Origin of the sequence: Maridesulfovibrio frigidus DSM 17176, assembly GCF_000711735.1 — a bacterium.
GTDB lineage: Bacteria > Desulfobacterota > Desulfovibrionia > Desulfovibrionales > Desulfovibrionaceae > Maridesulfovibrio > Maridesulfovibrio frigidus.
This window is the reverse complement of sequence record NZ_JONL01000001.1, coordinates 18,314-44,001: the sequence shown is the minus strand read 5'-3', so window position 1 is coordinate 44,001 and position 25,688 is coordinate 18,314. Positions and strand designations below refer to the sequence as shown.

At 41.9% G+C, this 25,688-nt stretch carries 24 protein-coding genes; 16 read left to right on the top strand and 8 right to left on the bottom strand.

What is annotated here, in order from left to right; genetic code table 11:
• Positions 1–157: 157 nt before the first annotated feature.
• Positions 158–451, bottom strand: a complete 294-nt coding sequence (locus BR06_RS0100245) for a GIY-YIG nuclease family protein (RefSeq protein WP_031478959.1) — start codon at positions 449–451, stop codon at positions 158–160.
• A 290-nt stretch (positions 452–741) separates the two neighbouring features.
• Here BR06_RS0100245 and BR06_RS0100240 point away from each other — a divergent pair, with 290 nt between their 5' ends.
• The 5 genes from BR06_RS0100240 to BR06_RS0100220 all read left to right on the top strand — a co-directional run bounded on the left by BR06_RS0100240 (position 742) and on the right by BR06_RS0100220 (position 6,313).
• On the top strand, positions 742–2,739 hold the full coding sequence (locus BR06_RS0100240) for an ABC-F family ATP-binding cassette domain-containing protein (protein WP_031478957.1): 1,998 nt from the start codon (positions 742–744) through the stop codon (positions 2,737–2,739).
• Between the two features lie 5 nt (positions 2,740–2,744).
• A complete protein-coding gene (locus tag BR06_RS0100235) occupies positions 2,745–3,191 on the top strand; it encodes a (deoxy)nucleoside triphosphate pyrophosphohydrolase (protein WP_051676848.1) in 447 nt (148 codons plus the stop codon).
• Complete coding sequence (gene metF / locus BR06_RS0100230) at positions 3,178–4,050, top strand: methylenetetrahydrofolate reductase [NAD(P)H] (RefSeq protein WP_031478953.1); 873 nt, start codon at positions 3,178–3,180, stop codon at positions 4,048–4,050. Before BR06_RS0100235 ends, metF begins: the two co-directional genes overlap by 14 nt.
• Positions 4,051–4,182: 132 nt before the next feature.
• Positions 4,183–5,211 (top strand): aspartate-semialdehyde dehydrogenase, encoded by a 1,029-nt coding sequence (locus BR06_RS0100225; protein WP_031478951.1) that lies wholly within the window; start codon positions 4,183–4,185, stop codon positions 5,209–5,211.
• 151 nt (positions 5,212–5,362) lie between these two features.
• Positions 5,363–6,313, top strand: coding sequence for an aminotransferase class IV (locus BR06_RS0100220; protein WP_031478949.1), 951 nt, complete (start codon positions 5,363–5,365; stop codon positions 6,311–6,313).
• A 95-nt stretch (positions 6,314–6,408) separates the two neighbouring features.
• On the opposite strand, the gene BR06_RS0100215 is transcribed toward BR06_RS0100220, so the two are convergent.
• Positions 6,409–7,116, bottom strand: coding sequence for a CatA-like O-acetyltransferase (locus tag BR06_RS0100215; RefSeq protein ID WP_031478947.1), 708 nt, complete (start codon positions 7,114–7,116; stop codon positions 6,409–6,411).
• A 158-nt stretch (positions 7,117–7,274) separates the two neighbouring features.
• On the opposite strand from BR06_RS0100215, the gene BR06_RS0100210 reads away from it, so the two are divergent.
• Together BR06_RS0100210 and BR06_RS0100205 are read left to right on the top strand one after the other, a co-directional pair.
• Positions 7,275–8,963 carry a CgeB family protein gene (locus BR06_RS0100210; RefSeq protein WP_031478945.1) on the top strand — a complete coding sequence of 563 codons (1,689 nt, stop codon included), beginning with the start codon at positions 7,275–7,277 and terminating at the stop codon, positions 8,961–8,963.
• Positions 8,964–8,972: 9 nt separating this feature from the next.
• Positions 8,973–10,625 carry a glycosyltransferase gene (locus tag BR06_RS0100205; protein WP_031478943.1) on the top strand — a complete coding sequence of 551 codons (1,653 nt, stop codon included), beginning with the start codon at positions 8,973–8,975 and terminating at the stop codon, positions 10,623–10,625.
• Positions 10,626–10,781: 156 nt separating this feature from the next.
• Here BR06_RS0100205 and BR06_RS0100200 read toward each other — a convergent pair whose 3' ends face one another.
• Entirely contained in the window at positions 10,782–12,968 is a 2,187-nt protein-coding gene (locus tag BR06_RS0100200) for a glutamine synthetase III family protein (protein WP_031478942.1), read from the bottom strand.
• A 578-nt stretch (positions 12,969–13,546) separates the two neighbouring features.
• Here BR06_RS0100200 and glnH point away from each other — a divergent pair.
• The 4 genes from glnH (at position 13,547) to BR06_RS0100175 (ending at position 16,499) form a co-directional block, all read left to right on the top strand.
• On the top strand, positions 13,547–14,293 hold the full coding sequence (glnH, locus tag BR06_RS0100190; protein WP_031478940.1) for a glutamine ABC transporter substrate-binding protein GlnH: 747 nt from the start codon (positions 13,547–13,549) through the stop codon (positions 14,291–14,293).
• Between the two features lie 71 nt (positions 14,294–14,364).
• The gene (locus BR06_RS0100185) at positions 14,365–15,033 is read left to right on the top strand and encodes an amino acid ABC transporter permease (protein WP_031478938.1); all 669 of its coding nucleotides are present in this window, start codon (positions 14,365–14,367) and stop codon (positions 15,031–15,033) included.
• Between the two features lie 4 nt (positions 15,034–15,037).
• Entirely contained in the window at positions 15,038–15,769 is a 732-nt protein-coding gene (locus tag BR06_RS0100180; RefSeq protein ID WP_031478936.1) for an amino acid ABC transporter ATP-binding protein, read from the top strand.
• A 154-nt stretch (positions 15,770–15,923) separates the two neighbouring features.
• A complete protein-coding gene (locus BR06_RS0100175; protein WP_031478934.1) occupies positions 15,924–16,499 on the top strand; it encodes an EF-hand domain-containing protein in 576 nt (191 codons plus the stop codon).
• Between the two features lie 118 nt (positions 16,500–16,617).
• On the opposite strand, the gene BR06_RS19100 is transcribed toward BR06_RS0100175, so the two are convergent.
• Positions 16,618–16,806 carry a (2Fe-2S)-binding protein gene (locus BR06_RS19100; RefSeq protein WP_034602697.1) on the bottom strand — a complete coding sequence of 63 codons (189 nt, stop codon included), beginning with the start codon at positions 16,804–16,806 and terminating at the stop codon, positions 16,618–16,620.
• A gap of 5 nt (positions 16,807–16,811) precedes the next feature.
• Positions 16,812–17,222: a bacteriohemerythrin gene (locus BR06_RS0100165; protein WP_031478932.1), complete on the bottom strand. Its 411-nt coding sequence runs from the start codon at positions 17,220–17,222 to the stop codon at positions 16,812–16,814.
• 374 nt (positions 17,223–17,596) lie between these two features.
• Between BR06_RS0100165 and BR06_RS0100160 the strand changes: the two genes are divergently transcribed.
• The gene (locus tag BR06_RS0100160; RefSeq protein ID WP_031478930.1) at positions 17,597–17,860 is read left to right on the top strand and encodes an RNA recognition motif domain-containing protein; all 264 of its coding nucleotides are present in this window, start codon (positions 17,597–17,599) and stop codon (positions 17,858–17,860) included.
• 97 nt (positions 17,861–17,957) lie between these two features.
• Entirely contained in the window at positions 17,958–18,122 is a 165-nt protein-coding gene (locus BR06_RS0100155; RefSeq protein WP_235727632.1) for a hypothetical protein, read from the top strand.
• 411 nt (positions 18,123–18,533) lie between these two features.
• On the opposite strand, the gene BR06_RS0100150 is transcribed toward BR06_RS0100155, so the two are convergent.
• The gene (locus tag BR06_RS0100150; protein ID WP_034602696.1) at positions 18,534–19,706 is read right to left on the bottom strand and encodes a multidrug effflux MFS transporter; all 1,173 of its coding nucleotides are present in this window, start codon (positions 19,704–19,706) and stop codon (positions 18,534–18,536) included.
• 323 nt (positions 19,707–20,029) lie between these two features.
• Between BR06_RS0100150 and BR06_RS19095 the strand changes: the two genes are divergently transcribed.
• Positions 20,030–22,891 (top strand): bifunctional diguanylate cyclase/phosphodiesterase, encoded by a 2,862-nt coding sequence (locus BR06_RS19095; protein ID WP_034602748.1) that lies wholly within the window; start codon positions 20,030–20,032, stop codon positions 22,889–22,891.
• Here BR06_RS19095 and BR06_RS0100140 read toward each other — a convergent pair.
• Together BR06_RS0100140 and BR06_RS0100135 are read right to left on the bottom strand one after the other, a co-directional pair.
• A complete protein-coding gene (locus tag BR06_RS0100140; RefSeq protein ID WP_034602695.1) occupies positions 22,888–23,313 on the bottom strand; it encodes a nuclear transport factor 2 family protein in 426 nt (141 codons plus the stop codon). The two genes, BR06_RS19095 and BR06_RS0100140, sit on opposite strands and share 4 nt — an antisense overlap.
• A gap of 166 nt (positions 23,314–23,479) precedes the next feature.
• Positions 23,480–24,184 (bottom strand): SDR family oxidoreductase, encoded by a 705-nt coding sequence (locus BR06_RS0100135; protein WP_031478920.1) that lies wholly within the window; start codon positions 24,182–24,184, stop codon positions 23,480–23,482.
• Between the two features lie 207 nt (positions 24,185–24,391).
• Between BR06_RS0100135 and BR06_RS0100130 the strand changes: the two genes are divergently transcribed.
• Positions 24,392–24,877, top strand: coding sequence for a FecR family protein (locus tag BR06_RS0100130; protein ID WP_051676847.1), 486 nt, complete (start codon positions 24,392–24,394; stop codon positions 24,875–24,877).
• A gap of 8 nt (positions 24,878–24,885) precedes the next feature.
• The gene (locus tag BR06_RS0100125) at positions 24,886–25,458 is read left to right on the top strand and encodes an OmpA family protein (protein ID WP_051676846.1); all 573 of its coding nucleotides are present in this window, start codon (positions 24,886–24,888) and stop codon (positions 25,456–25,458) included.
• Positions 25,459–25,688: the final 230 nt, after the last annotated feature.

Genomic DNA, 25,688 nt, shown 5'->3' with positions numbered 1-25,688 from the left:
GATTTCCTTAGCTCCGCAAAAAAGGTTCTAACCCTCCCCTTAAATGGGATTCCATAAGGGGTAGTACCCCTTTGGCCGTCGGAGACGAAATCATCTATTAAAAAGCACGTAGTGCTTCAAAATTGTTATTTTTTTATTCGCTAAGATTAATTGCGAATTAGGTTTCGTCCGGTTGATACTCTTCACGCATTTTAAGGGCCGTCTTTTTTAAGAAGGCCACTTTTTGTGAAGCCTGTTGTTTTTTTACAGCGTATTCGAGTTGATAGGCAGACTTTTTGTCTGGCAGTTCTTCTACAATTTCGATTGCGACTGGTCGCCTCGCGCGGGTGTATTTAGCCCCTTTTTTGCCACCTTTGTTGTGCTCAGCGAGTCTGCGCTCGGGGTCGGTGGTTACTCCGCAATACAGAGAATTGTCGCTGCAGCGCAGTAGATATACATGCCATGTTTTCATGCTTGGTCCATACTCTGGACCTGCCGTAAGGTCAAAATATAGAAAGTTTGACAATTTTGGCGTTCAAAACGGAAAGAATCCCTTGAAATCGTTGACTCGCTAGCCAATATGGCACCATTTACCTTGCTTTCCTTCGCGCATCCATATATTTTGCCCTGCTTAACCATGACCTAGTTTGAGATCTGTTTTTATACATATTTGAAGGGCGACTGCTGATTGAAGCCGATATGCCATGAGTACTATACAAATTTCTCAGCTTTTTTCAGCCAAATCCCCTAATCGGAGAGTCAATGCCTAAAGTTACTATATCATCCCTTGGAAAATCTTATAGCGGTCAAGATCTGTTTCATGATCTTTCGTTTGAAGTTGTTGCCGGAACGCGGCTTGCTGTAACTGGTCCTAACGGATGTGGTAAATCTACGCTCCTCAAGCTTATAGCCGGAAAGATCAAACCGGATCAGGGCGTTCTTGCCATTTCAAAAAATGCCCGTGTCGGATATGTCGCTCAGGAATTTACTGATGAAGATCTCGAGCATGGCCTCCTTAGTTGGGTGCTTGCCGCTTTGCCATCATGGAATACTCTTTGGGAAGACTGGGAACATGCCGCGGCTACAAAAGATCACGCATTAATGGAGAAGCTTTCGCAGCGTCAGGCCGACCTCGAAAATCAGTTCGGATATAACCCTGAACATAAAGCTCGCACAATTCTGACAGGACTTGGTTTTTCTGAGCACAGTATGCTCAGCAAGATTGAAGAGCTTAGTGGTGGATGGCGCGAAAGGGCCAAGCTAGGCAGAGTTTTGTTGCAAGGGGCCGATGTTCTTCTGCTTGATGAGCCTACTAACCATCTTGACCTTGAAGCTGTCGAGTGGCTTGAAAGCTACTTGCTTTCTTTCAGGGGCGTAGTTGTTTACGTCGCGCATGATCTTGTTTTCCTTAACCGCGTAGGTACGCACGTTTTGTACTTGGGAGCAGGGAAAGCTGTAGTCAGGCGTGGTTCATTTACACAATTTTTGGAATGGCGCGCGGAGAATGCTTCTCAGAGATCTCGCGAAGCTGTGAAATTATCCGCTAAAATTGAAAGCGAATATTCATATATTAACCGTTTTAAAGCTCAGGCACGTAAGGCCGCACAGGCTCAGTCTAAGCTTAAAAAAGTAGTTAAGCTCGAAGAAGAGCTTGCACAGATTAAGCTTGAAACTGATAGCCATCGCGCTGGTAGAACTCTTTCGTTTAATATGCCTCGTACATCTCGCGGTGATAAGGCTGCCATATCCGTTGTTGATCTGGAATTTTCATATGATGGCAAACGTCCATCACTTTGGCCGATCCTTAATTTTCAGTTGTTCCGTGGTAAAAAAGTTGCACTTGCCGCGCCTAACGGAGCTGGTAAATCAACTTTGCTAAAGGTCATCCTCGGGCAATTGGAGCCAAATGCTGGGTACGCGACCATTGGTCAGAATACCAGTCTTGCATATTTTAGCCAGCATCAGAGTGAAATTCTGCGAAGTGAAGCTACCGCTCTTTCTGAAATAAGAAGGCTTTGCGATCCTGACACTACTGAAGAGCAGCTTAAAGGCGTGCTCGGGCTTTTCTTGCTTGGTCAAAAATATTTCGAACGTAAGGTTTCAGCGCTTTCCGGTGGTGAAAAGAACAGGCTTATACTTGCAAGTTTATTTCTATCAAGAGCGAATCTGCTGATTCTCGATGAACCTACTAACCATCTTGATCTCGAAAGCCGCGAAGGCCTTATTTCTGCACTTAAGGATTATGACGGGACAATCTTTTTTGTAGCGCATGATCGTCATCTTCTTACGGAAATTGCAGAAGAAATCTGGGCATTAACCGATACTGGAGTTGAAGTTTTCCAGACCTTCAAAGGTTATGACAAGCATCGCAAAAATGCGCTTGCCGGAATTGGTACCAGTAGTCCTGCATCGAAAGAAGTTGTGGAAGAATATAAGCCTGCCAAACGTAAACTTTCAAAAGAAGAAAAACGGAAACAGGCTGATATCCGTAATGCTATTTATAAAGATCTGAAACCGCGCCTTGCGGAATATGCGAAGCTTGAGAAGGATCTTGAAAAAGTTATGGAAGAGCAGGCCGGGCTTGAAGGTAAATTGAATGATCCTGCATTATATAATAATCCGGGGGCGGCCATTGAGCTTAATTCAAATTATTCTGAAGCATGCTCATGGTCTGAGAGCTTAATGGAGCAGATGGCTGAGCTGGAAGAAGAAATTGCTGAGCTTGAAGTGCGTAAAAAAGAGATTTTGGACGAGGGTTAGCTTTCATGGGTGAGCGCGCTCCTATATCCGTTGTCGCAGGGATTATCTGGAGAGATGGTCTTTTTCTATCTGCTGAGCGTCCAATCGGCAAAGATTATGCGGGCTGGTGGGAGTTTCCCGGTGGCAAAGTGGAGCAGGGTGAGTCCTTAGCTGATGCGCTTGTTCGTGAATTGCAGGAAGAGCTTGGTATTACGCCTCTTAAGTATGATTTTTGGATGGATAAGATTGTCGAATATCCAGAATACACGGTTAAATTAAATTTCTTTGATATATGGGATTTTTCAGGAAAAGTTACATCTATGGAAAAACAAAAGTTTGACTGGTTTGAACTTGATAATGTAGTTGATGTAAAATTTTTACCTGTTAATTATGAGATACTTGAACTATTGAAAGAAAGGGAAAGGGGCTTGTCCGCCGTTGCCTCGCCAAGGAGACTGCATGAAAATAGTTGATTTGATTGAAAAAAATAAACCGTTTATTTCCTTAGAATTTTTTCCGCCTAAAGATAAAGAATCTTGGCCTAAATTTTTTGAAGTAGTAGAGAAATTGAAAGTGCTGAATCCCCTTTTTGCTTCCGTTACATACGGAGCTGGAGGCGGAACGCAAGACAACTCTCTTGAAATAGTTAAACAGATGAAGCAGAATGCAGGTATTGAGCCTTTAGCTCATTTGACGTGTGTTGGTGCAAGTCCAGAAAATATAAGCGAATTCATTAATTCGCTGCGTGAAGCAGGTGTTGAAAATATTCTTGCTCTGCGCGGGGATGCTCCAGCCAATGTTGAAGGTTTTGATTTTAGTGATCAAGAATTTAAGCATGGTTCTGATCTCGTTACTTATGTAAAAGATAATCATGCGGGTATGGGAATCGGCGTTGCCGGCTATCCTGAAGCGCACCTTGAATCTCCTTCAATTAAAGAAGATTTCGAGTGGATGAAATATAAGGTTGATGAGGGCGGACAGTTCATCCTTACACAGTTGTTTTTTGATAACAGAATGTATTTTGACTTCTGTAACAGACTTACTGAAATGGGAATTAATGTTCCTATAGTTCCAGGCGTACTCCCTATTATGAGCCTTAAGTCTGCCAAATTTATTCTTTCACTTTGCGGTGCTGCTATTCCAGGAAAGTTTCTTAGTGCTCTTGAAAAAGCGCATGCTGAGGGCGGAGATGACGCTGTTTACCGTCTTGGAATAGATTATGCTACAAAGCAGGCCCAAGGACTTCTTGACGGAGGAGCTCCCGGTGTCCATTTATATACTTTGAATAGAGCCAAAGCATGCCTTGAAATTGGGCAGGCCTTGAAATTATAATAGATAGAAGTAGTAAGGTTTCCCTGACTTTTCGGATATTTGTTAGGACCAGATCATTATTTGATCGTTAATATTAAAAATTAAATCTGATAACTCTTTGAGGTTCAGATCAAAAATACGGAGGAAACACAGATGGGTACTAAAAATCCTAGAGTTGCAGTGGTTGGCGCTACAGGGGCGGTTGGTCGTGAAATGCTTAAAGTTCTTGAGCAGAGACAATTTCCCGCATCTGAAGTTGTTCCTTTTTCTTCTTCCCGTTCAGCAGGAACGAAAGTTTCATACATGGGAGGAGAATTAACCGTTGTTGAGCTTAAAGAAGATTCTTTTGAAGGATTCGATCTAGCGCTATTTTCTGCTGGTGGCGGAACTTCAGAAAAATTTGCACCTCTCGCTGCTAAGGCCGGATGTGTTGTTGTAGATAACTCCAGTGCGTGGAGAATGGATCCAAAGATTCCACTCGTTGTGCCTGAAGTTAACCCTGAAGATCTCGACTGGCATCCCGGTATTATTGCTAACCCTAACTGTTCCACAATTCAGTTGGTTGTAGCGCTAAAGCCTATTCATGATAAAGCTACAATCAAGCGCTTGGTTGTTTCTACATATCAGGCTGTCTCCGGCTCAGGTCAGAAAGCTATTGCGGAACTTGAAACTCAAGTTAGCAGGCTCTTTAACGGTAAAGAAATTGTGTCTGATGTTTACCCGCACCAGATTGCTTTCAACTGCCTACCGCAAATCGATGTTTTCCTTGATAATGATTACACCAAGGAAGAGATGAAGATGGTGAATGAAACTAAAAAGATCATGGGTGATGATTCCATCAAGCTTACTTGTACAACAGTACGCGTACCCGTTTTCTTCTGTCATTCCGAGGCTGTAAACATTGAAACAGAAGAAAAGCTATCCGCTAAAGATTGTAGAAATCTTCTTGCAAATTCTCCGGGTATCACCATTATTGATTACCCTGAGAAGAGTCACTACCCGATGGCTATCGACTGTGCAGGCGCAGATGACGTGTTCGTTGGTAGAATTCGCGAAGACGAAAGCATCGATAATGGCCTTAATCTTTGGGTTGTTGCTGATAACATCCGCAAAGGTGCAGCTCTTAACACCGTGCAGATTGCTGAGACTCTCATTGCACGCGACCTTGTTCGCGTAGTATAAATCAGCTTTTACTAGTTCAAGTTAGGCCGTTCTTCGAAAAATCGAAGGACGGCCTTTTTTTTATGCCCTAATCCCTTGCCGAGATGCTCCATTGTTCTGTAAGTTAATAAACACTTTTGAGGGGATACAAATAATATTTACGGAGCTTACGTTGATTAAAAAAGTTAATAGCGAAGAGTATATTGATGCAATGCTTTCATCCATGCGGGCAGGGACAGATTCTATTTGCGCTTTTTACGAGCATAGGATCGGACTTATTTGTACTGATCCCAAACTGATGCTTATGCCTTGGGACGATCATCTTGTTCATCGCGGAGATGGTGTTTTTGAAGCTATGAAGTTTGTGGATGGAAAGTTATATCAGCTTGAGCCGCATTTACGCAGAATGAAAAGGTCGTCGGCTACAATTTTCCTTGAGCCACCATGTTCGTGGGATGAACTTTCAGATATTATTTTAGATGTATGCGGAGCATCTGGATGTGATTCTGGTGTGGTCCGAGTCTTTTTGGGACGCGGTGGCGGTGGCTTTGGTATCAGCCCTTACGAATGTCCAGTTCCTTCATTATATATAGTCGTTACAAAACTTAGTACCAAATCGGATGAGTGGTATAAAAAAGGCATTACAGCTTTTAAAACCTCAATTCCAGCAAAGCAGCCTTACTTGGCTACGATTAAATCTATTGATTATTTGCCCAATGTTTTGATGAAACGCGAAGCGATAGAGAAAGGTTTCGATTTACCTTTTTGCTTCGATGGAATGAGCTTTTTGGCTGAAGGTGCCACAGAAAATGTGTGTATAGTTGACAGTAATGGAACTCTTTTAATTCCCGAGTTCACCAATGCTCTTGCCGGAACTACACTTCTGCGCGCAATCACGCTTATAGCTGATGAAGTTCCAGTAGATTATTGTGCAATATCTGAAGATGAAATTCTTATGGCAAAAGAAGTCATAGTTTGTGGAACGACGATTGATGCTGTCGGTGTTGTTCGGTTTAATGAGAAGCCGATTCACGATGTAAGGCCCGGTCCCGTTGCAATACGTATGCGTGAGCTACTGATTAAAGATATGAAAGAAAATGGTACCCCGGTACCGAAAAGATAATATTTGGGGGATGCCTCCGGCGGCTCGAACCCTTTTGGGAAAAGGGGTCGAGACTCCCAAAACTTTTTAGTAGTTTGGGATGGGGGGCGTTTATATTAAATATTTAGATATTGTTCGGGGTCTATGCACATAGCGTTGAACAATTTTAAGAAGTCGGCGATGTGTTTTCCGTCTGCTAGGCTATGAAGTAGCTCTATTGAGATGGGAATAGTTTCTTTTCCCTCGACAGTTTTTGTTGTTTGTCCAAACAATATTCTTGGCACAGAGTCTACGTTGCAGTCACCCCATGGGTTGGTGGCTGCAGTGAATGATATTCCCGCAGCGATGCTGAAGTAGAGCAGGTTTTGCTTATCTCCGCCTTTCGGAGTTAACGATGGGTTTTTGTCGGCATTTGCTCTGGAAATTTCGATATTTTTTGCTTGCTCTATGTAATTTTCAGAATATTCAGCTAGGCAGTTTGCGTGTAGATTTTTGCCTTTGGGAATGTAAGTGAAGGCAGGGTGGACCTTGTCAAAGATGACTGGTTTTCCGTCTACCATTCTAGTTCTGAATTCTGGTATGGCGTTAGCTGCTTTTGTCGCAAAAAAGTATAGAGCATCAGAAAAGCGAATGATCTTATCATTTGAATTTATCTTTCGTCTGTAAGCACAAAATTTGCTGATGTCTTGTTGTACTGTAACAGCGTACTGGCAGGATTTTAATGATTGAAAAAAGTTGAAATGCTCGCGCCTTTCCCAACTATCCATATCTATATTCTGCTTATTGCTGTTTGTCGAAATTGTGATGTTCTGTGTATTGGTCATTTGTTTATCCGTGCTGCTTGTATTTAAGTAAACTGGTAAAGTACGATAGTGATATTCTTGTTAATGGCAAGTTGTATTTCGTGCATGAAATGACCGCAAATTGGAAAAATGTAATTCAGCCATTGTCACACCTAACTGAAATGACTTAATGAATCATTATGACAAAACGATCATATACAGTGGAACCAGTCTCCGACGCAAAGGTGCTCACGGACGTACGAATTCTGACCGAAGGGAAGGTTTGGCATCTCTGGGGGCGCAAGGGTACTGAACGGGAACTTTCGCTCATTCCGAATTGTCTGGTAGAGAGTGACCCATTAGTGCTTCCTGTGCTGTTTGGTGCTGGGTTAGGAATCTGTATTGCGAAGCTTCTCGAGCGTGGACCTGTTGCCGTTGTAGATAATGAACCTGATATTTCGGCCCTGACAGGAGCGGATAGTTTTAAAGATCATCCTCAGGTTTTATGGCTTGATGGTGAACCCGCTGATGTTCTTTCCGAGCTTAAAGCGTGGCAGAGTTGCAATGGTGGAGCTTCGTTTGAGATAATAAAAATACCATTGTACATGCGCCTTGATCCTGATTGGTATAAAATGATTGCGGCCAATGTTGAGGCTATGCAAAGCGCTGACCCGGTTCCTGACTTCTGGGAGCAGGTTGATTACCCTAAATTTAATAATGCAAAACCCCGAGTTCTTTTTTTTAACCGCCCTTATTTTTTGACGGGAGAAATAACAGCTGCACTTGAGCGTCTCGGTGTATCTTACCGTAGTGTTGAAATTGGCATGGGGGGTACTGTTCGTGACGGTTTTGTTGAAGATTTATTGAAAGCCGTTGTGGATTTCAAGCCTGATTTTGCTCTTACGGTTAATCATTTTGGTGTGGACAGAGAAGGTAAGCTTACAGACCTTTTGTTAAAGATAAAGTTGCCGCTCGCCTCATGGTTTGTAGATAATCCGCAGCTCATTCTTTACCGGTACGAAAATATTTCAGCTGAGCTTACTTCTATTTTTACTTATGATGCTGGAAACTTGTCGATCATGCGTGAGAAGGGCTTTGATAATGTGTTTTATTTGCCGCTTGCAACTGACCCTCATAGGTTTAAGACGGGGCTTGGTTCAAATGAGAAGTGGCGATCCAAAGTGTCCTTTGTCGGAAACTCTATGGTTGAGGCTGTTTCGAAGGCTTTTAAGGAAGCTCGTCTTCCTTCAGATATGCAAGCTGGGTACACAGGGCTTGCTTCCGAGTTCGGTGCAGCGAATGATATCTCAGTGGAAAAATTTCTGAAGAACAGCCATCCCGATATTCTGGAAAAGATGGAAAATTTTGCAACTGACGAGCAGAAATTGTCTTACGAGGCTTTGATTACTTGGGAAGCAACTCGTCAGTATCGGTTGTCGTGCATTCATGCTATTATCAAGTATTCTCCGCTTATTGTCGGGGATAGCGGGTGGCATAGCCTTTTGGAGAAGGGGGGCTGGAACTATCTTGCATCGCTGGACTATTATGCCGATTTACCCATCTTTTATGCGATGTCTGATGTCAGTTTTAATTGCACCAGTCGCCAGATGAAAGGTGCGGTTAACCAGCGAATTTTTGATGTTCCATCGTGTGGCGGGTTCGTTCTTACAGACCATCGCGAACAGATGGATGATCTTTTTGAGCCTGAGCGTGAAATTATATCTTACAGTTGTGTTGAAGATATTCCAGATATCATGGAAAGATGCCTTAAAGATACACAGATGAGAAAGAAGGTAAGCGGTGCGGCTAGGAAAAGAATTTTAGCTGAACATACATATGAACACAGGCTGATGGAACTTTTAGATAAAATGCGGAAGACCTTTGGGTAAGGAGTCAGTATGACAGGTAGTTTTTGGGATTTTCTTGATACCGCAACTCGTTATAGGTTGCTAGTGTCTGGCCATGGAAAGCCTCACTTGATGGATACTGCCAGCAGGGTTTTAAGTCTTGCTGAAACAGGAAAAGCTAACGGGTCACTTATAGATCTAGGTATAGATATTCTTCTCGCAGCGTGGGAATCTAGTCCTCTGGATGGACAGCTTGCAACCAATCTTCTGTCCATTAATCAGAAACTTAAATTTTTGCCTGATCAGTTGGTAGACACTATGTCTTTTGTTTCATCAAATAATATTGTTCCTGAGAACATAAGCTATTTGAAACGCATAATAGCTCTTGATGATAAGGAAAAGCTTCTTGATTATCTGGGGCAGAAAACAGTACGGGAGCCTGAAAATGTTTTCTGGTTGTCCCATTTTCTTGACCTTGCTTTTTTTACAGGACGATATGACATAGCTCAGGAAGCGATTTCCAGAGGTTGGCCTTCTGCTATGAAGATCATTCAAAATAAATATTGTGGTGATATTGCTTTTTGTACTGGAGATTATCAACGTGCAGAGGATACTTATGCCGATGTCTCGGGTAATACCTTAATTCTCGGTGACAGTCTTTTGCGACTTGCGGAAGCTCTTGATCGTATGGGGCGCAGGGAAGAGGCTCTTATTTTGTGGCGGGACCGCATGCGAGCACGTCCGTGGCAGGTTAACACGTGGCTTAATGTGCATGATAAAGTACTGCACAGCTCCGGCAGTGATGTGCTAAGCGGCACTGTTGCTGTGTGCCTTTATACTTATGGCAAATCCGACGACGTTAATAGATCAATTGCGTCAATCGCCGCCTCTCCTCTTGATAATGTCCATATCTTTGCTCTCAATAATGGAAGCTCTGACGATACTTCTCAAGTGTTAAAATCATGGCATGATAAACTTGGTTCACGTTTTACTGCAATTGATTTGCCCGTGAACATTGGTGCTCCGGCAGCTAGAAACTGGCTGAAAAATTTAGATGAAATGAAGAGCTTCGAGTATATTGCCTATTTAGATGATGATGCTGTAATCCCTGAAGATTGGCAGACCTACTTTAGTTATGCTGTTGCGAATTATCCTGATGCTGGTGTATGGGGCTGCAAGGTTGTTAATGACGGCCAAAAAGAAATTATTCAGCACGCCGATTTGCATCTGCGCGAAACAGAAAAGGGCTTTAAAGATAAAACGCGTGAGTTTGAATTTTCATATCTTGATCCATATAATCAAGATCTTGATTATGGACAGTATGACTATTGCAGGCCGTGCGTCTCCGTTACAGGATGTTTTCATCTATTTAAAAGATCGGTTCTTGCGGAGATTGGAGATTTCGATCTTAGATATTCTCCCACGCAGTATGATGATGTGGACCATGATTTTATGTTAGCAGTTGCGGGTAAAACGGCTGTTTATCAGGGTAGCTTACAGGTTTTACATAAGCGTAAAACAGGTGCGGCAGCTTTCAAGAATTCTAGCTCAAGAGGTAGCGGAGAAGGAAACATACTTAAACTTGAATCGAAGTATTCAAAATCCGCAGTCTCGAAAATAATTGAACGAGATCTGGAGCGGCTCGAGAATGATTTTGGAGAAAAATCAGTTAAGATCGCTTCTGTCATACAAAATATGAAATGATTTATTTGGTCGCAGTATGAGTGAAATTGTTTTGCTGCGTGGGTAGGGTTGATAGATCCATCAACGGTTGTGGTTATTCTCAGAAGTAGCTTAAAATACAGAAAGCCCTGCTTTATTAGAGCAGGGCTTTCTAGTTTGTGGAATGAGGGGCGTAAATTATTTGATGAAGAGCATTTCAGAGTAGCTAGGAAGTGTCCATAGGTCATCAGCTACTACGTCTTCGAGGTAATCAGCATATTTACGTACTTCAAGCATTGCTGGCAATGCTGTGTAGCATAGGTAAGTTGCTTCTTTACCCTGATCTTCTGCTGTGTTTTCTTCCATGACTTTCTCAAGAGCAACTATTGCAGCCTGCATTTTTCTCAGGTTTTCAGTTACGTCTTCAAGTACGTCAGTAGTGAATGGAACGCCGATTGCTTTCATGCTTGCACATGTGTCAGCAAGTTCTTTCTGGTAGCGAACTCCACTAGGGAAGATGAGAGTCTTAGCAAGTTTAACAACAAGAGCAGCTTCAGTTACAACAGCCTGATTGTATTGCTCAAGGTAGATTTCTTCGCGGCTTTCTAGCTCTTCCTTGGAGAATACATTGTACTTAGTGAAAAGTTCAATGACTGCAGGGTCAGTTAAAGCTGGAATTGCTTCTGCTGATGTTGGAAGGTTTGGAAGGCCACGTTCTTCTGTTGCTTCTTTATGCCACTCATCAGAGTAACCGTCGCCATCAAAGAGGATAGAATCATGTTTGTCCATGATGTCTTTGATAACTTTCTGAACAGCTTCGTTGAGTTTGGATTGGTCACCTTTGGTTACTGATTCGAGTTCAGTTGCGATGAAGTCGAGAGATTCAGCAAGCATTGTGTTGATTGCAACCTGAGGTCCTGCGATAGATGCATTAGAACCAACAGCTCTGAATTCGAAGCGGTTGCCTGTGAAAGCGAATGGGCTGGTGCGGTTACGGTCGCCTGCGTCTCTAGGAAGCGGAGGCAATGTGTCAACGCCAACTTTAAGGAATCCGGAACTCGTAGGAGTAGGGGAATTACCTTCTTTTATTTTCTGGAATATTTCTGTGAGGTGTGATCCCATGAAGATAGACATGATCGCTGGAGGAGCTTCGTTAGCACCCAAACGATGGTCATTACTTACAGAAGCAACAACTGCGCGCAGAAGTTTGCTGTGTAGGTGTACTGAACGGATGATAGCAGCACAGAAGATCAGGAACTGAGCATTTTTGTGTGGGTTTTTGCCTGGATCAAAGAGGCTACCGTGACCAGCACAACCTAATGAAAAGTTAAGGTGTTTACCGGAACCGTTAATTCCAGCAAATGGTTTTTCGTGAAGCAGGCAAGCCATACCATGTTTTTTAGCAGTACTCTTCAGAGTAGTCATGATCATCTGGTTATGGTCAGTTGCTAGGTTTGCGTGCTCGTAAAGAGGAGCAAGTTCGAACTGTCCAGGAGCAACTTCGTTATGACGAGTTTTTACTGGTACTCCGAGTTTGTACAGTTCGTTTTCTGCATCCATCATGAAGGATAGAACGCGGCGTGGAATTGCACCGAAGTAATGATCGTCTAGTTCCTGACCTTTAGCAGGTTTTGAGCCGAAGAGTGTTCTTCCTGCAAGCTGGAGATCTGGACGAGCAAAGTAGAAGTTTCTGTCGATGAGGAAATATTCCTGCTCAGGTCCTGCGTTTGATACAACACGGTTTCCTGAATCATCACCGAAAATTTTCAAAATTCTCTGAGCCTGAACGTTTACAACCTGATTAGATCTAAGGAGAGGAGTCTTTTTATCAAGAGCTTCGCCTGTCCATGAGATGAATGCAGTCGGGATACAGAGGAAAGTTCCATTAGGATTTTCAAGAATGTAAGCTGGGCTTGTTACATCCCATGCTGTGTATCCGCGCGCTTCGAAAGTTGTGCGTAGTCCGCCGTTAGGGAAGCTGGATGCATCTGGCTCACCCTGAATGAGAAGCTTGCCTTCGAATTCAGCAATAGCACTTCCTTTTCCATCAGGTGTTAGGAAACCGTCATGTTTTTCTGCAGTCAGCCCGGTGAGTGGGTAAAATACATGTGTGTAGTGAGTTGCACCTTTTTCAAGAGCCCATTCTTTCATCGCATTTGCAACTGTATCAGCTATTGAAGGATCAACTTTCTGTCCTTCGTCGATGGTTTTTTTGAGTGATTTATATACGTCTTTAGGAAGTCTTTCCTGCATAACTACGTCGTTAAAAACATTGCAGCCGAATAGGTCTGTTGGCTTCTGCTCTGCAAAGTTAAGAGGAGTGGCTGGTGGGGTATAATTAGTTACAGCTGAAATTGCGCTCTGGCGAGTTTGGTTTGAACTCATTTTGAAAAAGCTCCTTGATCTTATTTAAAATTAATCTCTGGTTGCACAGAGAATGGAAACTTAATTAGCAAAAATTTGTTTAGAATATAGCAGAGAGTGTGCCGAAGTAATTATATTCTTTAAAAACAGTGTCTTGGTGCTAATTAGGAGTAACTCAGTAAGATGAATTTAACAAAAACGTTGAAAATGGCTGTAAACTAAAGTGTGAAATCTACATTAATGTCATTTTCTTTTGATATTGTCTTAAATAGTGCACTAAAGAAGGATTCAATTACTCACATTGTCTGTCTTTTGCTGCTTAAATGAAGCAAAAGAACTTATTTAAGTCGGTTCCTATTATATATAGTAGGAATTTGCAAATTTAGAATTGATTTGAAGACATATTTTCACGACAAAAATGATTCTTTTGTCAAATTCATATTTTGGCGTAATATTCTGAAATCTTGAAATCTTGAATTAAAAGTGCTATAAAATAACGATTACGTATTATTTGTTGAAAATATGCGAGTTGTGCTGATTGCCTTCGTAATTGTAGAATGAAGGTCCATTTATTAATTTGCGCCATTTTTGGAGGTTGCATGAAGAAATTATTGTCACTTATCATTGCTGCTGTGCTTACCTTAGCTATGGTAGGATCAGCTTTTGCTGATAAACTTATAGTTGCTTGTGATACTAGCTTTCCCCCTTTCGAATTCAAAGACCCTGAAACTGGAACGCATACTGGTTTTGATGTAGAATTGTGGGATGCTATTGCTAAGAAGATTGGTGCAGAATATACTTTGCAGCCTATGGATTTCAACGGAATTATTCCTGGCCTTCAGTCGGATCAGGTTGATGTTGGTATCGCAGGTATTACAATTAAGCCTGAACGTTCCAAAGTTGTAGATTTCTCTGATCCTTACTATAATGCTGGTCTGCTCATTCTTGTTAAAAACGATGAAAACTCCATTAAAGATATTAAAGATCTTAAAGGCAAAATTGTTGCAACTAAACTTGGAACAACTTCTGCTGACTTTGTAAAAGCAAATTGCGGAGCTAAAGAAGTTAAGCTTTTCCCTAACAGTGACGCTATGTTCATGGAACTCATGGCTGGCGGTGCTGATGCTGTAATGTTTGATTCCCCTGTTATTGGTGACTTTGCCCGCAAAGCATCTAAAGGACAGGTTAAAGTTGTAGGTCCTTTATATCAGGGACAGTCTTACGGAATCGCATTTCCTAAAGGAAGCAAACTTGTTGCTAAGGTTAACACTGCTCTGAAAAGCCTTCGCGATAGCGGTGAATACCGTACACTCTACATTAAGTGGTTCGGATCAGAACCTAAATAAATTATTCGGTTTCATTGTAATTCAGGGGCGGCTTTTGCCGCCTCTTATTCTTTTAAAAGACAGAGGAAGTAATGGCATTCGTATTTGAAACTTCAGTATTTTGGGACACTTTCCCTATGCTTATGCGTGGCTTGAAACTTACAGTTCAGATAGCCGTTGGTGGGCTCTTTTTCGGGTTTATCCTTGGAAGCTTAGCTGGCTTAATGAAACTAGCCCGGTCTTTGGTTGTAAGAAAGCTTGCCGGAGTTTATGTTGAAGCAATTCGTGGAACTCCTATGCTGGTTCAAGCTATGTTTCTGTATTACGGTGTGCCTATGGCAATCGGGGTTAGGATATCACCTATTACCGCCGGTATTGTAATTATTGCTGTTAATTCAGGTGCATATATTGCTGAAATCGTACGTGGTGCCGTGCAGTCGATTAATCCCGGTCAGGTTGAAGCAGGGCGTTCAATCGGGCTTACCCGAACTCAGACAATGCTCTACGTTGTTTGGCCTCAAGCTTTGAAACGCATGATTCCACCCCTGGGTAATCAGTTTATAATCAGCTTGAAGGATACTTCATTATTAATGGTTATTGGTGTTGGCGAACTCATGCGAACTGGTCAGGAAATTACTTCTGTTAATTTCAGGGCTTTTGAAGTCTATCTTGCCGTTGCCTGTGTATATCTTGTTATGACTCTTTCAATCGCTCAAGGTATGAAAATGCTTGAGAAAAAGCTGAACACCTCCCGGAGATAATGTTGTGATTAATATTAAAAATTTACATAAAAATTTCGACGATCTACAAGTTATTAAGGGAATTGATCTTCATGTAAAATCCGGTGAAGTCGTTTGTATTATCGGGCCTTCCGGTTCTGGTAAGTCGACTGTGCTGAGATGCATAAACAAGCTTGAGGTGCCTAGCTCGGGTTCTATTGCTGTAGACGGCCATGACATTATGGATAAGCAGACCAATATTAATGAAGTTAGAGCTGAGGCCGGTATGGTTTTTCAGCAGTTTAATCTTTTTCCGCATATGTCTATTTTGGAGAATGTTACATTAGGTCCTCTTAAAGTTCGCAATATGAACAAGGTTGATGCTGATGAACTTGGGTTCAAACTTCTCGATAAGGTAGGCTTAAAAGATAAAGCTGAAAATTATCCAGATCAACTTTCCGGTGGACAGAAACAGCGTGTTGCAATTGCTCGCTCCCTTGCGCTGCAACCTAAAGTTATTCTTTTTGATGAGCCTACATCCGCTCTTGATCCTGAGTTAGTAGGTGAGGTTCTTGATGTTATGCAAAAACTCGCTAAGGAGGGCATGACAATGGTTGTAGTGACTCATGAGATGGGTTTTGCAAAAGAAGTGGCTGACAGGGTTATATTTATTGATGAAGGCGTAATTCAGGAAGAAGGGACTCCTGACGACTTTTTTTCCAATCCCAAAAATCCGAGGTTGAAGGACTTTTTAGGTAAAGTAGTTTCGCACCTTTAATTTCGAACTGTAAGTACTTTTTTAAGCGGCCTCTCTTTAGAGATGCCGCTTTTTTTATGGGGTAAAAATCTATAAGTACTTGACTGAGCGTTGTATTTGCAGAATAAGTTTAAGTATCTGCTGAATATTTAACTTTTTATGGAGTTTTCACATTATGAAAAAATTGATTTGTTGCAGCCTTGTAGCTCTAGTTTTAATGGCTTTTAGTTCTTATGCGTTTGCTGCTGATTATCCTGAAGTCCGCGGAACATGGGGCGGAATCGTAAAAATGATCACTAAAGACGGAGATGTAAGCGATAACAAAGCTGTCTTTGTTATTAATAAACAGGAAGATGCTGTTTTTTCCGGTTACAAAATCTGGTTTGCAGATAAGAAAGATAACGCGCTAACCGAACCTTTCTGTGGGGTTATTGATGAGGATGGAGTTAAACTTTATTTCGCTGAAGGCGAAGAAGGGTATACTCAGGGAACAATTACCGGCAAGCAGACTATGTCTCTTTATTATCTGGAAAGCGGTAGAAAGGCTAAAGCCATGCATTACCAATTGGAAAGAGTTCGCTTCACCAGAGGATTTGTTGATATAGATAAAGATGGAAACAAAACAATAATTCGTTCCGAAATCGTGAATGTATATCCTTTGAATGCAGAACGTATTATGCGTGAAGCTGATTTGAATAAAGATGGCAAGCTTAGCAAGAAAGAGTGGGAAACTTGGAAGAACGGAAGATAAAGTTTATTTAAAATAGATTTGAGAAAGGCGCGGTCATTATGATCGCGCCTTTCTTTGTTTATAATTCGTGCAGGGAAGTAGTCTCCTCACCTAGGAGCTCATTTATCTCTATTGAGCATCACCGTCCGCGTGGATTCATTTCTTTGCATCTGGCAGCTAAGCAGGCCCCTGTGGCGCCCTTAATTTTAGCTAAGGTGTCAGCTCCACCAGCTATAGCATGCTGAATCTGTCCTTTTGTGATGTTTAAGCAGTAACAAACTTGCTCACTCTCAGGGGCGAGAAGAATATTCTCTGAAAATTTTACCATGAAATCTACTCTAGTCCCTTTTCATTTAAAAACGCGCCAAACTTCTTATCAGTAATAAGTATGTGGTTTCGCAGCCAGTCTGCAAGATACTTAAAGACCTTTATAGGATCTATTTCGTTTTTGTCCGAGGATAACAGGTTGTCGGTAGAAGCTACATGAATCATGAACTCATTATGCTGCTTTCTGTGTGTTTCTGCGTGAGGGTATTTATGATGTTTCATGTACATTTCCTCTGTCGCGAAATGGGTCATGGCATAATTACGCATTTCATCGACTAATTCAGCTAGTATTTCTTCTTCTTTCATTGCTTCAACAGAATCATAAGCTTTGTTGATCATATCAATAAGAGTTTTATGTTCGTCGTCTATTTTTTTTACTCCAACAGAGTAATCGTTTTTCCAGGTCAATATTGGCATTTTGTATCCCCTTGTTTTTTTAAAGTCCTATTCCTATTCCCGCGTCAGATCAAGGTTTAGTTAGGTTTTATAGCGAATGTAACATTGTTATCACGTTGTTGTTTCGCGCAAAAATTAAATTGAATTCTAAAAACTAAAAGAGATTATAAGTAGAAAAATCATAAATAAAAACTAAATGTCTTGACATTTGTTCCGCATTGGTGGATTTAAGATTTCTAGACGCAAGCAACGCCCGTGGAGGCGTGGTCCGAATGTGACCAAAGCTAGCTTATAAAACAGGTATATCGAGGAGCAATGTGCATCTTGTACACTGCTCTTTTTTTTTGTTGGTGCGAAAGTGTCAGCTCTCAAACAATTTTTTAGGAGAATATATAATGTCTAAAAAACTTTATGTTGGAAACTTGCCTTGGTCTGCTACTGAAGATGAAATCCGTTCCGCTTTCGAAGCTTACGGTGAAGTAATTTCTATCAATCTTATCGAAGATCGTGAAACTGGCCGTCCTCGCGGATTTGGCTTTGTTGAAATGGACGATTCCGGTGCTCTCGAAGTTATCGCGAACATGGACGGAAAAGATTTCGGCGGACGTAACCTTAAGGTTAACGAAGCTAAGCCACGTGAAGAGCGTCCACGCTGGTAGTTTTTAGTTAAACACTAGTTGGTACAGCGCCCGTCTCTCTTTATGGGAGGCGGGCGTTTTCGGTCTATAGACCAAAATGTTTTACTGGGAGAGTTCATTGCCACCTAATCGCAATTATAAGTTTGAAAAACGTCAGAAGGATTTAGCGAAGGCGAAAAAGAAAGAAGAAAAGAAACAACGCCAGTTAGCGAAGAAACAAGCAAGCCAAGCTGAAAAGGGCGAAGCTGTTGATATCGTAGACGATGGCTCGGTGGCGGACTAAATGTCTGGTCAGAAGTTAGAAGCGGGTTCATCCGGTTCATTGATTAACTCTGAACCGGATGAACCGATTTAACTGACAGTAAAACAAGCAGCTCGATATTCCTCATAAAAAAAGGAGCAGTCGCCTAGACCACTCCCTTCCTTATTTCTATTTCATGTCAAATTCTCACGAATTAAGCCTTTCCCCGTTTTTCTACCACAGTTTTTTCACCAATTCTTTTTAGTGTTTTGCCGCAGACTAACAAACAGGCAGGATGCTATCTTTCTTTTTGCAATGATAAATATGTCCTCTACGCTAGATCTCGAGCTTACTTAAGCAGCGGTTCTAGGATTACACAAAACTCATTAGAAACCTTGTCTTGCGCTAGTCTCCACGTTTATCCGAGGGGATATAGTGTTCATTCGCGTTGTATTATTTATTGCTTTTTAATACTCTTCTACGGGTAATGACATTCATTGCCCACATTGTTATTAAGGGTATTGAGACACCTATGAGTGCTAGTTTCCCTATCATAGCAGGTTTATTTGACCAGTCGAATGCTATGAATTGCATCGACACTGCACCTATTATGAAAATGGTGAATGTCAGAAATGATGATGCTGTGCCTACGTCTTGATCCACTTCTTCCAAGATCATGTTGTTGCTGATTGGACGACTCAGCCCAAGAAGGTAAGACATCACTAGCATTGGTCCTACAAACCAGATGGGTGAAGAGCCGCCTTCGATGGTTAAAAATGTGGCAGCTACAAGCATCCCTGATAATGAAATGGTCAGTATTTGGAGTGGTTTCAAGCCTCCACAAAATCTAGAGCATGTGAAAGAGCCAAGCATTAATCCCAAAGCATTTAGCCCGAAGTAGTATCCGAATGCTTGAGCCGAAACTCCATATCCCGTGATGAAAATATCAGGTGAGCCTCCGATAAAGGCAAAGTGTCCAAGTGTCATCAGTGAAAAAGACAGCGTGTATACTAGATATCGTGTGTTTTTGAGTAAGATTAAATAACGCGAGGCAACGGCAAAAACTCCTCCACGAGTTTTAACTTTGAGGGGCTCCTCAAGCTTGAAAGATCCGTATAACGAAATCACAGCCAGAATAGCCTGACACACAAAAATCCAACGCCATGATGCGACCAGAAGCAGCCAGCTTCCTAGAGTAGGTGCTAGCATTGGAGAAAGAGCTAAAATAACACCTACCCAAGCCAGAATTTTTTGTCTTTCCGGTCCTTCGTAAAGATCTTTGGATAGTGCCAGTGATAGGGTGAAGGCCGCAGCCGCACCTGCCGCCTGGATAATTCGTGCTGCAACAAGCCATGTAATTGATTGGGCTGTGGAGCAGAGCAGGCAGCCAATTATGAAAATGGTAATTCCTCCCAACAGAACAGGCTTACGCCCGACCCTATCGGAAAGTGGACCATGGATTAGTAAGAATCCACTAAAACTCAGAAAAAAGGCTACTAATGATACGTTCGCCTCTACCAAGCTAATCCCCCAGATCTTTTGGAGCGTTGGAATTGCTGGCAAATACATGTCTGTAGACATTGCAGGGAATGTGGCGAGGAGTGCCAATAACAGTAAATTGGGCATGAGTATTATTCCAAAGTTAGACTAAATTGAGTCAGGCTCGAGGTGGAGCGTTTAAGCTGATATTTTCAAGTGTACGCAGGTCTTGCGGGGCAAAAAAATATGCCTGACAGCTATAGGTGTCAAGGATTGTTGTTAGAATAGTTAATGAAACTTTATCATAGTGTTATTTTTGTGTTATTATCTTTTGCCTAGTTACATTGCTGTCTGTTTATTATATGTTTGTGGTGTATAAATAACTACAGGTTTATTCGTTGTTGATGTATCTTACTGATTCCAATATATGATTATAGATGTTTTTAAATATCTCAAATAATAGTGAACTTATGAAATTTTATAATTTTCTTTCCCGTTTTAGAATCAAAGCACGTCTGATTATTGTGTTCAGTATGTTGCTCGTGTTTTCTCTGATACTCTGCGGGTCGACCATATACCCTTTAGTGCGCAGTGTTATTCAGGATAACATTGAGGAAGAACTGGCTAATACGACAACGACGACGATCAACATGATCAAGGTTGCTGTTGATGTTTCAGTTCGCAATTATTTGCGTGCTGTTGCTGAGAAAAACCATGATATTGTTACATCTTTATATAATCAATATGAGCGTGGTGAGATAACTGAGAAAGATGCTAAAGAAACCGCGGAAAAACTTTTATCCAGCCAGCCAATTGGCCGCACTGGGTATGTCTATTGCCTCAATAGCAACGGACGTGTTGAGGTGCATCCCAGTGAAGCTTTGAAGCTTCAAGACCTGACAAGCAGGGATATTGTCCGTAGACAGATTGCTAAAAAGACAGGCTATTTAGAATACGAATGGGCGAATCCCGGTGAATCTAAAACCAGGCCTAAAGCTCTTTATATGACCTACTTTAAGCCGTGGGATTGGATTATATCTGCCTCGTCTTATCGTGAAGAATTTGATTCTCTTATTGATGTTGACGACTTTCGTTCTCAAATTGCGGAGATCAAGCTCGGAGAAAGTGGTTACATTTTTATTGTAGGTAAAAATGGTCAAACCATTCTTCATCCATGGGTTGAAGGTAATTTCAGTAATTACGCAGATGTTCTTGGCTACTCTTTTATGCGGGATATTTATGAGCAGAAGAGTGGGCAATTATATTATGAATGGAAGGATCTTGACAGTGATGTGGTTCGTGACAAAATAGCCGTTTTTAAATATTTTCCTGAGATGGACTGGATTGTAGCCGCTTCTGTCTATGCAGATGAAATCTATGAGCCACTAGATAATATTATTTATTTAGTACTTATCTCAGTGTTTTTGTCTCTGCTTGTTGCTTTACCCTTAAGTGCTGTGCTCGGATTAAGTATTACACGTCCGGTAGAAAGGCTTGTGGGACTTTTTTCCAAGGCTGCAGAAGGGGATATGGCAATCCGTTCTGAGAACAGTGCTCCAGATGAGATTGGTATTTTGTCCCGCAAATTTAATGCTTTTATGGATCATTTGGACACTGTCGAGAAAAATCTCAATGTTGAAGTCGGAATACGCCAGGAATCAGAATATCAACGTCGCCTTTTTGAAGAAGTGTTTAATAATGCTCTAGAGGGTATTTCAATAACAGATATTAAGGGTAACATCGTCGCTGCTAATCCCGGATTTACGACCATTACTGGTTATGAAGTTGATGAAGTTATCGGCAAGAATCCTAGTGTCTTAAAGTCCGATAAGCATGATAAGTCTTTTTATGATCAGATGTGGTCAAAGCTTGCACTTGACGGACATTGGGTTGGCGAAATCTGGAATAGGCGCAAAAATGGTGAATCCTACCCTGAAATGCTCAGCATTAGTGCTATCCGCAATTCTTCCGGTGAGCCTACTCATTATGTAGCTGTGTTCCATGATATAACCGAGATGAAGAGCAAAGAGGAACAACTTCAGTTTCAGGCTCATCATGATGCTTTAACAGGCTTGCCTAATCGTGCCCTTTTGCTCGATCGTATTACGATTGCCATTGCGCATGCTAAACGTCTCGAGACACGCATTGCACTCTTTTTTATAGATCTGGATAATTTTAAAACGATTAATGATTCACTTGGGCACGCTTTAGGGGATCGCCTTTTACAGCGTACCACCACTAGAATTTCTAATGTGTTTCGCGAACAGGATACCATTGCAAGACTTGGTGGAGATGAGTTTGTCATTATGGTTGAAGATGTTACAGATGAGCGCCATTTGATTAATCAGGCCAAACGCCTTCTAATGGCTTTTTCTGCTCCGTTTGAAATCGATGGAAATGAACTTCATGTTACAACCAGTCTCGGTATTACTGTCTTTCCTGACGACGGAGACGATCCCGGAACACTGATTAAAAACGCAGATATGGCGATGTATCAGGCAAAGGGCGAAGGGAAGAACGGATATCACATGTTCCGCCAGGAAATGCATGACCGTGTGGAACGTCGCCTTCAGTTGGAGAATGCTCTTCGTACAGCCGTGCAGAAGCAAGAATTTGTTGTATATTATCAGCCTAAGGTTGATCTTAATTCAGGTCATGTCATAGGGCTTGAAGCTTTGGTTCGTTGGATTCGCCAAGATGGTGAGGTTATATCGCCTTTGGAATTTATTCCACTTGCCGAGGAAACAGGACTAATTGTTCCCATAGGGCGCACTGTCATGGAACACTCCTGCATGGATCAGCATGAAATAAGAAATAAGGGCGGACATGATTTGATGATTTCTATCAATCTATCTGCAAGGCAGTTTCAAGAGGAAAATCTTTTGCAGACCGTAAAAGAAGTCGTCAATTCCTGTAATGCCGATCCAAATATGCTGGAATTTGAAATAACAGAATCCGTGCTTATGAACGACATTGATAAGACTGTGGATACTTTGAATAATATTACAGCAATGGGTTTTTCACTGTCCATTGATGACTTTGGAACAGGGTATTCCTCTCTTGCGTATCTCAAAACTTTCCCGCTCACGACTTTAAAAGTTGATCGTTCTTTTGTAATGGATATTACGCATGATAAGGATGACGCACAGATTGTTCAGACTGTGGTTAATATGAGCCACAATCTAGGACTTGATGTCGTTGCTGAGGGTGTAGAGACAGAAGAGCAGGCAGAAATGCTTCGCAAGTTCGGCTGTGCAAAGGGGCAGGGATATCTATTTGGTAAGCCAATGCCACTTCTCGAATTGATCGCTTTCCTGAAAGCAAGGCTCTAGCCTCTATAGTAATACTCACTGGCCGCCTCGCCTTCTGCAATTAAGCGGTCGACCATGTTTGAGTCGAGATATGCCCGTACGCGAATTATTGTTTTTTCTTCGAACTCGATAATCCAGCAGTATTTGTTGTCGAAATCCCAGCCTTGCAAGGCTTGAGATGTTGCTATCAATTCAACAATAGCTGTGTTCCCGTCAATGAAAACAGTTTTCAGAGAAAGCCTGATGGGAGCTGTTAAACATGGGGCCAAACGGTTAAATGTTTTTTGACGAAAAATCTCAAGGCTGGTGTAACGACCTGCAAGTGGGTGGGTTCCCATAACAGTCCAGTCAACATCAGGGCTTACGTGATTGAAAAAGGAGTCTGCATCTCCGGTTTCAAGATGGCTGAACAGATTTCGAACCTCGTCTTTAGTAATACTCATAACTTCCTCCGTGTTTTTGATCTCTTTTCATACTATTATCTTTGGCATATTAAAAGAGAATTACTGTGTCGTTAATATCTTTTACATAAAAAACGAGGTCGGATCTTAATCCGGCCTCGTTTTATTATGAGAAATAGATTTTTAAATGCACTGCGCTTGGGCTTCTTTAAACTGAGCGAGTAATTCCGCCATCTACGCGCAGGTTCTGCCCTGTTATGTAGCTGGATTTTTCAGATGCGAGGAAGGCAATAGCTTCAGCGATTTCTTCAACTTTGCCATAGCGGCCCATAGGGATGCGATTACGGCGTTCATCTGTTTCGGGAAGGCTATCGATAAACCCGGGAAGGATGTTGTTAATCCGGATTCCCTTCGCTGCGTACTGGTCTGCGAAAAGCTTGCTGAATGCGGCCAGTCCTGAGCGAAATACTCCTGAGGTCGGGAATAGTGCTTCCGGCTCGAAGCAAGCGTATGTAGAAACATTAACTATTGAGCCTGAACCCTGTTCAAGCATGATCGGAGTAACGAGCCTGACTACGCGAATGACGTTAAGCAGGTATACTTCCATACCGGCAATCCAGTCTTCATCTTTCATTTCGAGAATATCACCTTTAGGGCCATGTCCAGCACTGTTCACGGCTACGTCAATTCGGCCATATTTTTCCATAACAGCATTGATAAAGTTTGAAATATCTTCAGGAGATCTGTTAGATCCTGTGAAACCGAGCCCGCCAAGCTCTTTCGCCAGAGCTTCTCCCTTACCAGATGAAGAAAGAATCGCTACTTGATATCCTTCTGACGCTAACTTTCTAGCTGCTCCAGCGCCCATTCCGCTTCCGCCTGCCGTAATAACGGCTACTTTAGTTGGTGACATTATATAGCTCCTTTTTTTGATGTATTGGCTGAACTGTGGTTTATGAGAATCTCAATTATACTTAGTTGCTAAGTGTTGCAACTTTTCATGCGATTACAGCCTAGATATAGTTATGTTATAAATGCGAAAGTTTATATTGTTTACTTAGATATTCTACTATGTAACAGTAAATTATCATTTTTGTGATTAAAGTGAAAAGGAGATCGTATGAGATTAATCAGGATTTTTCGACGTGTATTATTAGCAATGCTTATAATGATGGTTCTTGCTGTTGTCGCTAGTGCGGGAGCCGTTGCGACTGCTCCTACCGCCTCTCAAGTAGATTTTATTGGGTCAGTAAAAACAGTTTCCGGTGATGCGTACCTTATTCGTGACAAGGCGCGAACTTCGGCCTCAGTTGGGGATCATTTGTATCAAGGAGATACACTTGTTACTGCGTCTTCTTCTTCGATCGGAGTTATTTTTCGTGATGACACTATTCTTTCTTTAGGGCCTAAAACCGAAGTCCGTATTGATGAGTTTGTCTTTAATCCCGCAGATGATGCTATGGCGTTTTTGGCAAATGTCGGTAAAGGAACCGCTCAGTTCATAACCGGGCAGATGTCAAAGATTGCTCCGGAGAGAATGAGTGTTGAAACTCCTCTTGCTACTATCGGTATTCGTGGCACCAGATTTCTAGTTAAGGTTGATTAGGTGAAATTATGAAAAAAATATTACTACTTATTATATGTACTTTGTTCTTGGCTGGTTGCGGACAGACTGTAGTGCTTTTGCCCGACCTCGATGGTCATGTCGGAGCAGTTACTGTTACTATGCATGATGGTGAGACTGTGGTGCTTGATGAACCGCATCAAGCTGTCGGCACTAAACCGCAGTCGTACGTTATGTCTGAAAGTGAGATTGAAAAAACTTTTTCGGGAGCTTTGGCTGCTCAGCCCAAACGCACAGAAAGATTTTTGCTCTATTTCTATCACGATTCAACCAAGATGAAGCCCAAATCTAAAAAACTGCTACCAGCAATACTTGAAGCCTACAAAGATCGCTCTTCCACAGATGTGTCCGTTATCGGCCATACTGATGCTGTAGGCGATAATACTTACAACTACGGCCTATCGCTTAGGCGCGCACAGAAAATAAGCAAGATGCTAATGAAACAGGGTATTCCTGACGATCAAATCCAGACTGTTTCTCATGGCGAGGAAAATCCACTTATACCAACACCGGATGGACATAGTCAGCCCAAGAACAGACGGGTAGAGGTTTTGGTTCGCTAATCTATTAATAGCTATAGAAATCAAAAAAGTATTTGTAGAGAATGAAATGGGCGCACTTGTCAGTATATGGCAAGTGCGCTTTATTGTTTGGGATAGGAAGTAAGATCAGTTACGAGGTAGTGATATCTTGAATATGTCAGCCTAATAGTTAGGTTGTCAGTTTCTCCGAGGGATAGAGTTAAGGCAGGTCGACAATTTGAGGGAGGTATATGATTTTAGCAGAGCCTGAG

Bases quoted from the DNA above. Each gene is read 5' to 3' on its own strand.
- BR06_RS0100150 (WP_034602696.1), bottom strand. From the start codon at position 19,706: ATGCCCAATTTACTGTTATTGGCACTCCTCGCCACATTCCCTGCAATG.
- BR06_RS0100205 (WP_031478943.1), top strand. From the start codon at position 8,973: ATGACAGGTAGTTTTTGGGATTTTCTTGATACCGCAACTCGTTATAGG.
- BR06_RS0100215 (WP_031478947.1), bottom strand. From the start codon at position 7,116: ATGACCAATACACAGAACATCACAATTTCGACAAACAGCAATAAGCAG.
- BR06_RS0100125 (WP_051676846.1), top strand. From the start codon at position 24,886: ATGAAAAAAATATTACTACTTATTATATGTACTTTGTTCTTGGCTGGT.
- BR06_RS0100135 (WP_031478920.1), bottom strand. From the start codon at position 24,184: ATGTCACCAACTAAAGTAGCCGTTATTACGGCAGGCGGAAGCGGAATG.
- BR06_RS0100185 (WP_031478938.1), top strand. From the start codon at position 14,365: ATGGCATTCGTATTTGAAACTTCAGTATTTTGGGACACTTTCCCTATG.
- BR06_RS0100200 (WP_031478942.1), bottom strand. From the start codon at position 12,968: ATGAGTTCAAACCAAACTCGCCAGAGCGCAATTTCAGCTGTAACTAAT.
- BR06_RS0100235 (WP_051676848.1), top strand. From the start codon at position 2,745: ATGGGTGAGCGCGCTCCTATATCCGTTGTCGCAGGGATTATCTGGAGA.
- BR06_RS0100225 (WP_031478951.1), top strand. From the start codon at position 4,183: ATGGGTACTAAAAATCCTAGAGTTGCAGTGGTTGGCGCTACAGGGGCG.
- BR06_RS0100240 (WP_031478957.1), top strand. From the start codon at position 742: ATGCCTAAAGTTACTATATCATCCCTTGGAAAATCTTATAGCGGTCAA.
- metF (WP_031478953.1), top strand. From the start codon at position 3,178: ATGAAAATAGTTGATTTGATTGAAAAAAATAAACCGTTTATTTCCTTA.
- BR06_RS0100245 (WP_031478959.1), bottom strand. From the start codon at position 451: ATGAAAACATGGCATGTATATCTACTGCGCTGCAGCGACAATTCTCTG.
- BR06_RS0100130 (WP_051676847.1), top strand. From the start codon at position 24,392: ATGAGATTAATCAGGATTTTTCGACGTGTATTATTAGCAATGCTTATA.
- BR06_RS0100175 (WP_031478934.1), top strand. From the start codon at position 15,924: ATGAAAAAATTGATTTGTTGCAGCCTTGTAGCTCTAGTTTTAATGGCT.
- BR06_RS19095 (WP_034602748.1), top strand. From the start codon at position 20,030: ATGAAATTTTATAATTTTCTTTCCCGTTTTAGAATCAAAGCACGTCTG.
- BR06_RS0100160 (WP_031478930.1), top strand. From the start codon at position 17,597: ATGTCTAAAAAACTTTATGTTGGAAACTTGCCTTGGTCTGCTACTGAA.
- BR06_RS0100140 (WP_034602695.1), bottom strand. From the start codon at position 23,313: ATGAGTATTACTAAAGACGAGGTTCGAAATCTGTTCAGCCATCTTGAA.
- BR06_RS0100165 (WP_031478932.1), bottom strand. From the start codon at position 17,222: ATGCCAATATTGACCTGGAAAAACGATTACTCTGTTGGAGTAAAAAAA.
- glnH (WP_031478940.1), top strand. From the start codon at position 13,547: ATGAAGAAATTATTGTCACTTATCATTGCTGCTGTGCTTACCTTAGCT.
- BR06_RS19100 (WP_034602697.1), bottom strand. From the start codon at position 16,806: ATGGTAAAATTTTCAGAGAATATTCTTCTCGCCCCTGAGAGTGAGCAA.
- BR06_RS0100210 (WP_031478945.1), top strand. From the start codon at position 7,275: ATGACAAAACGATCATATACAGTGGAACCAGTCTCCGACGCAAAGGTG.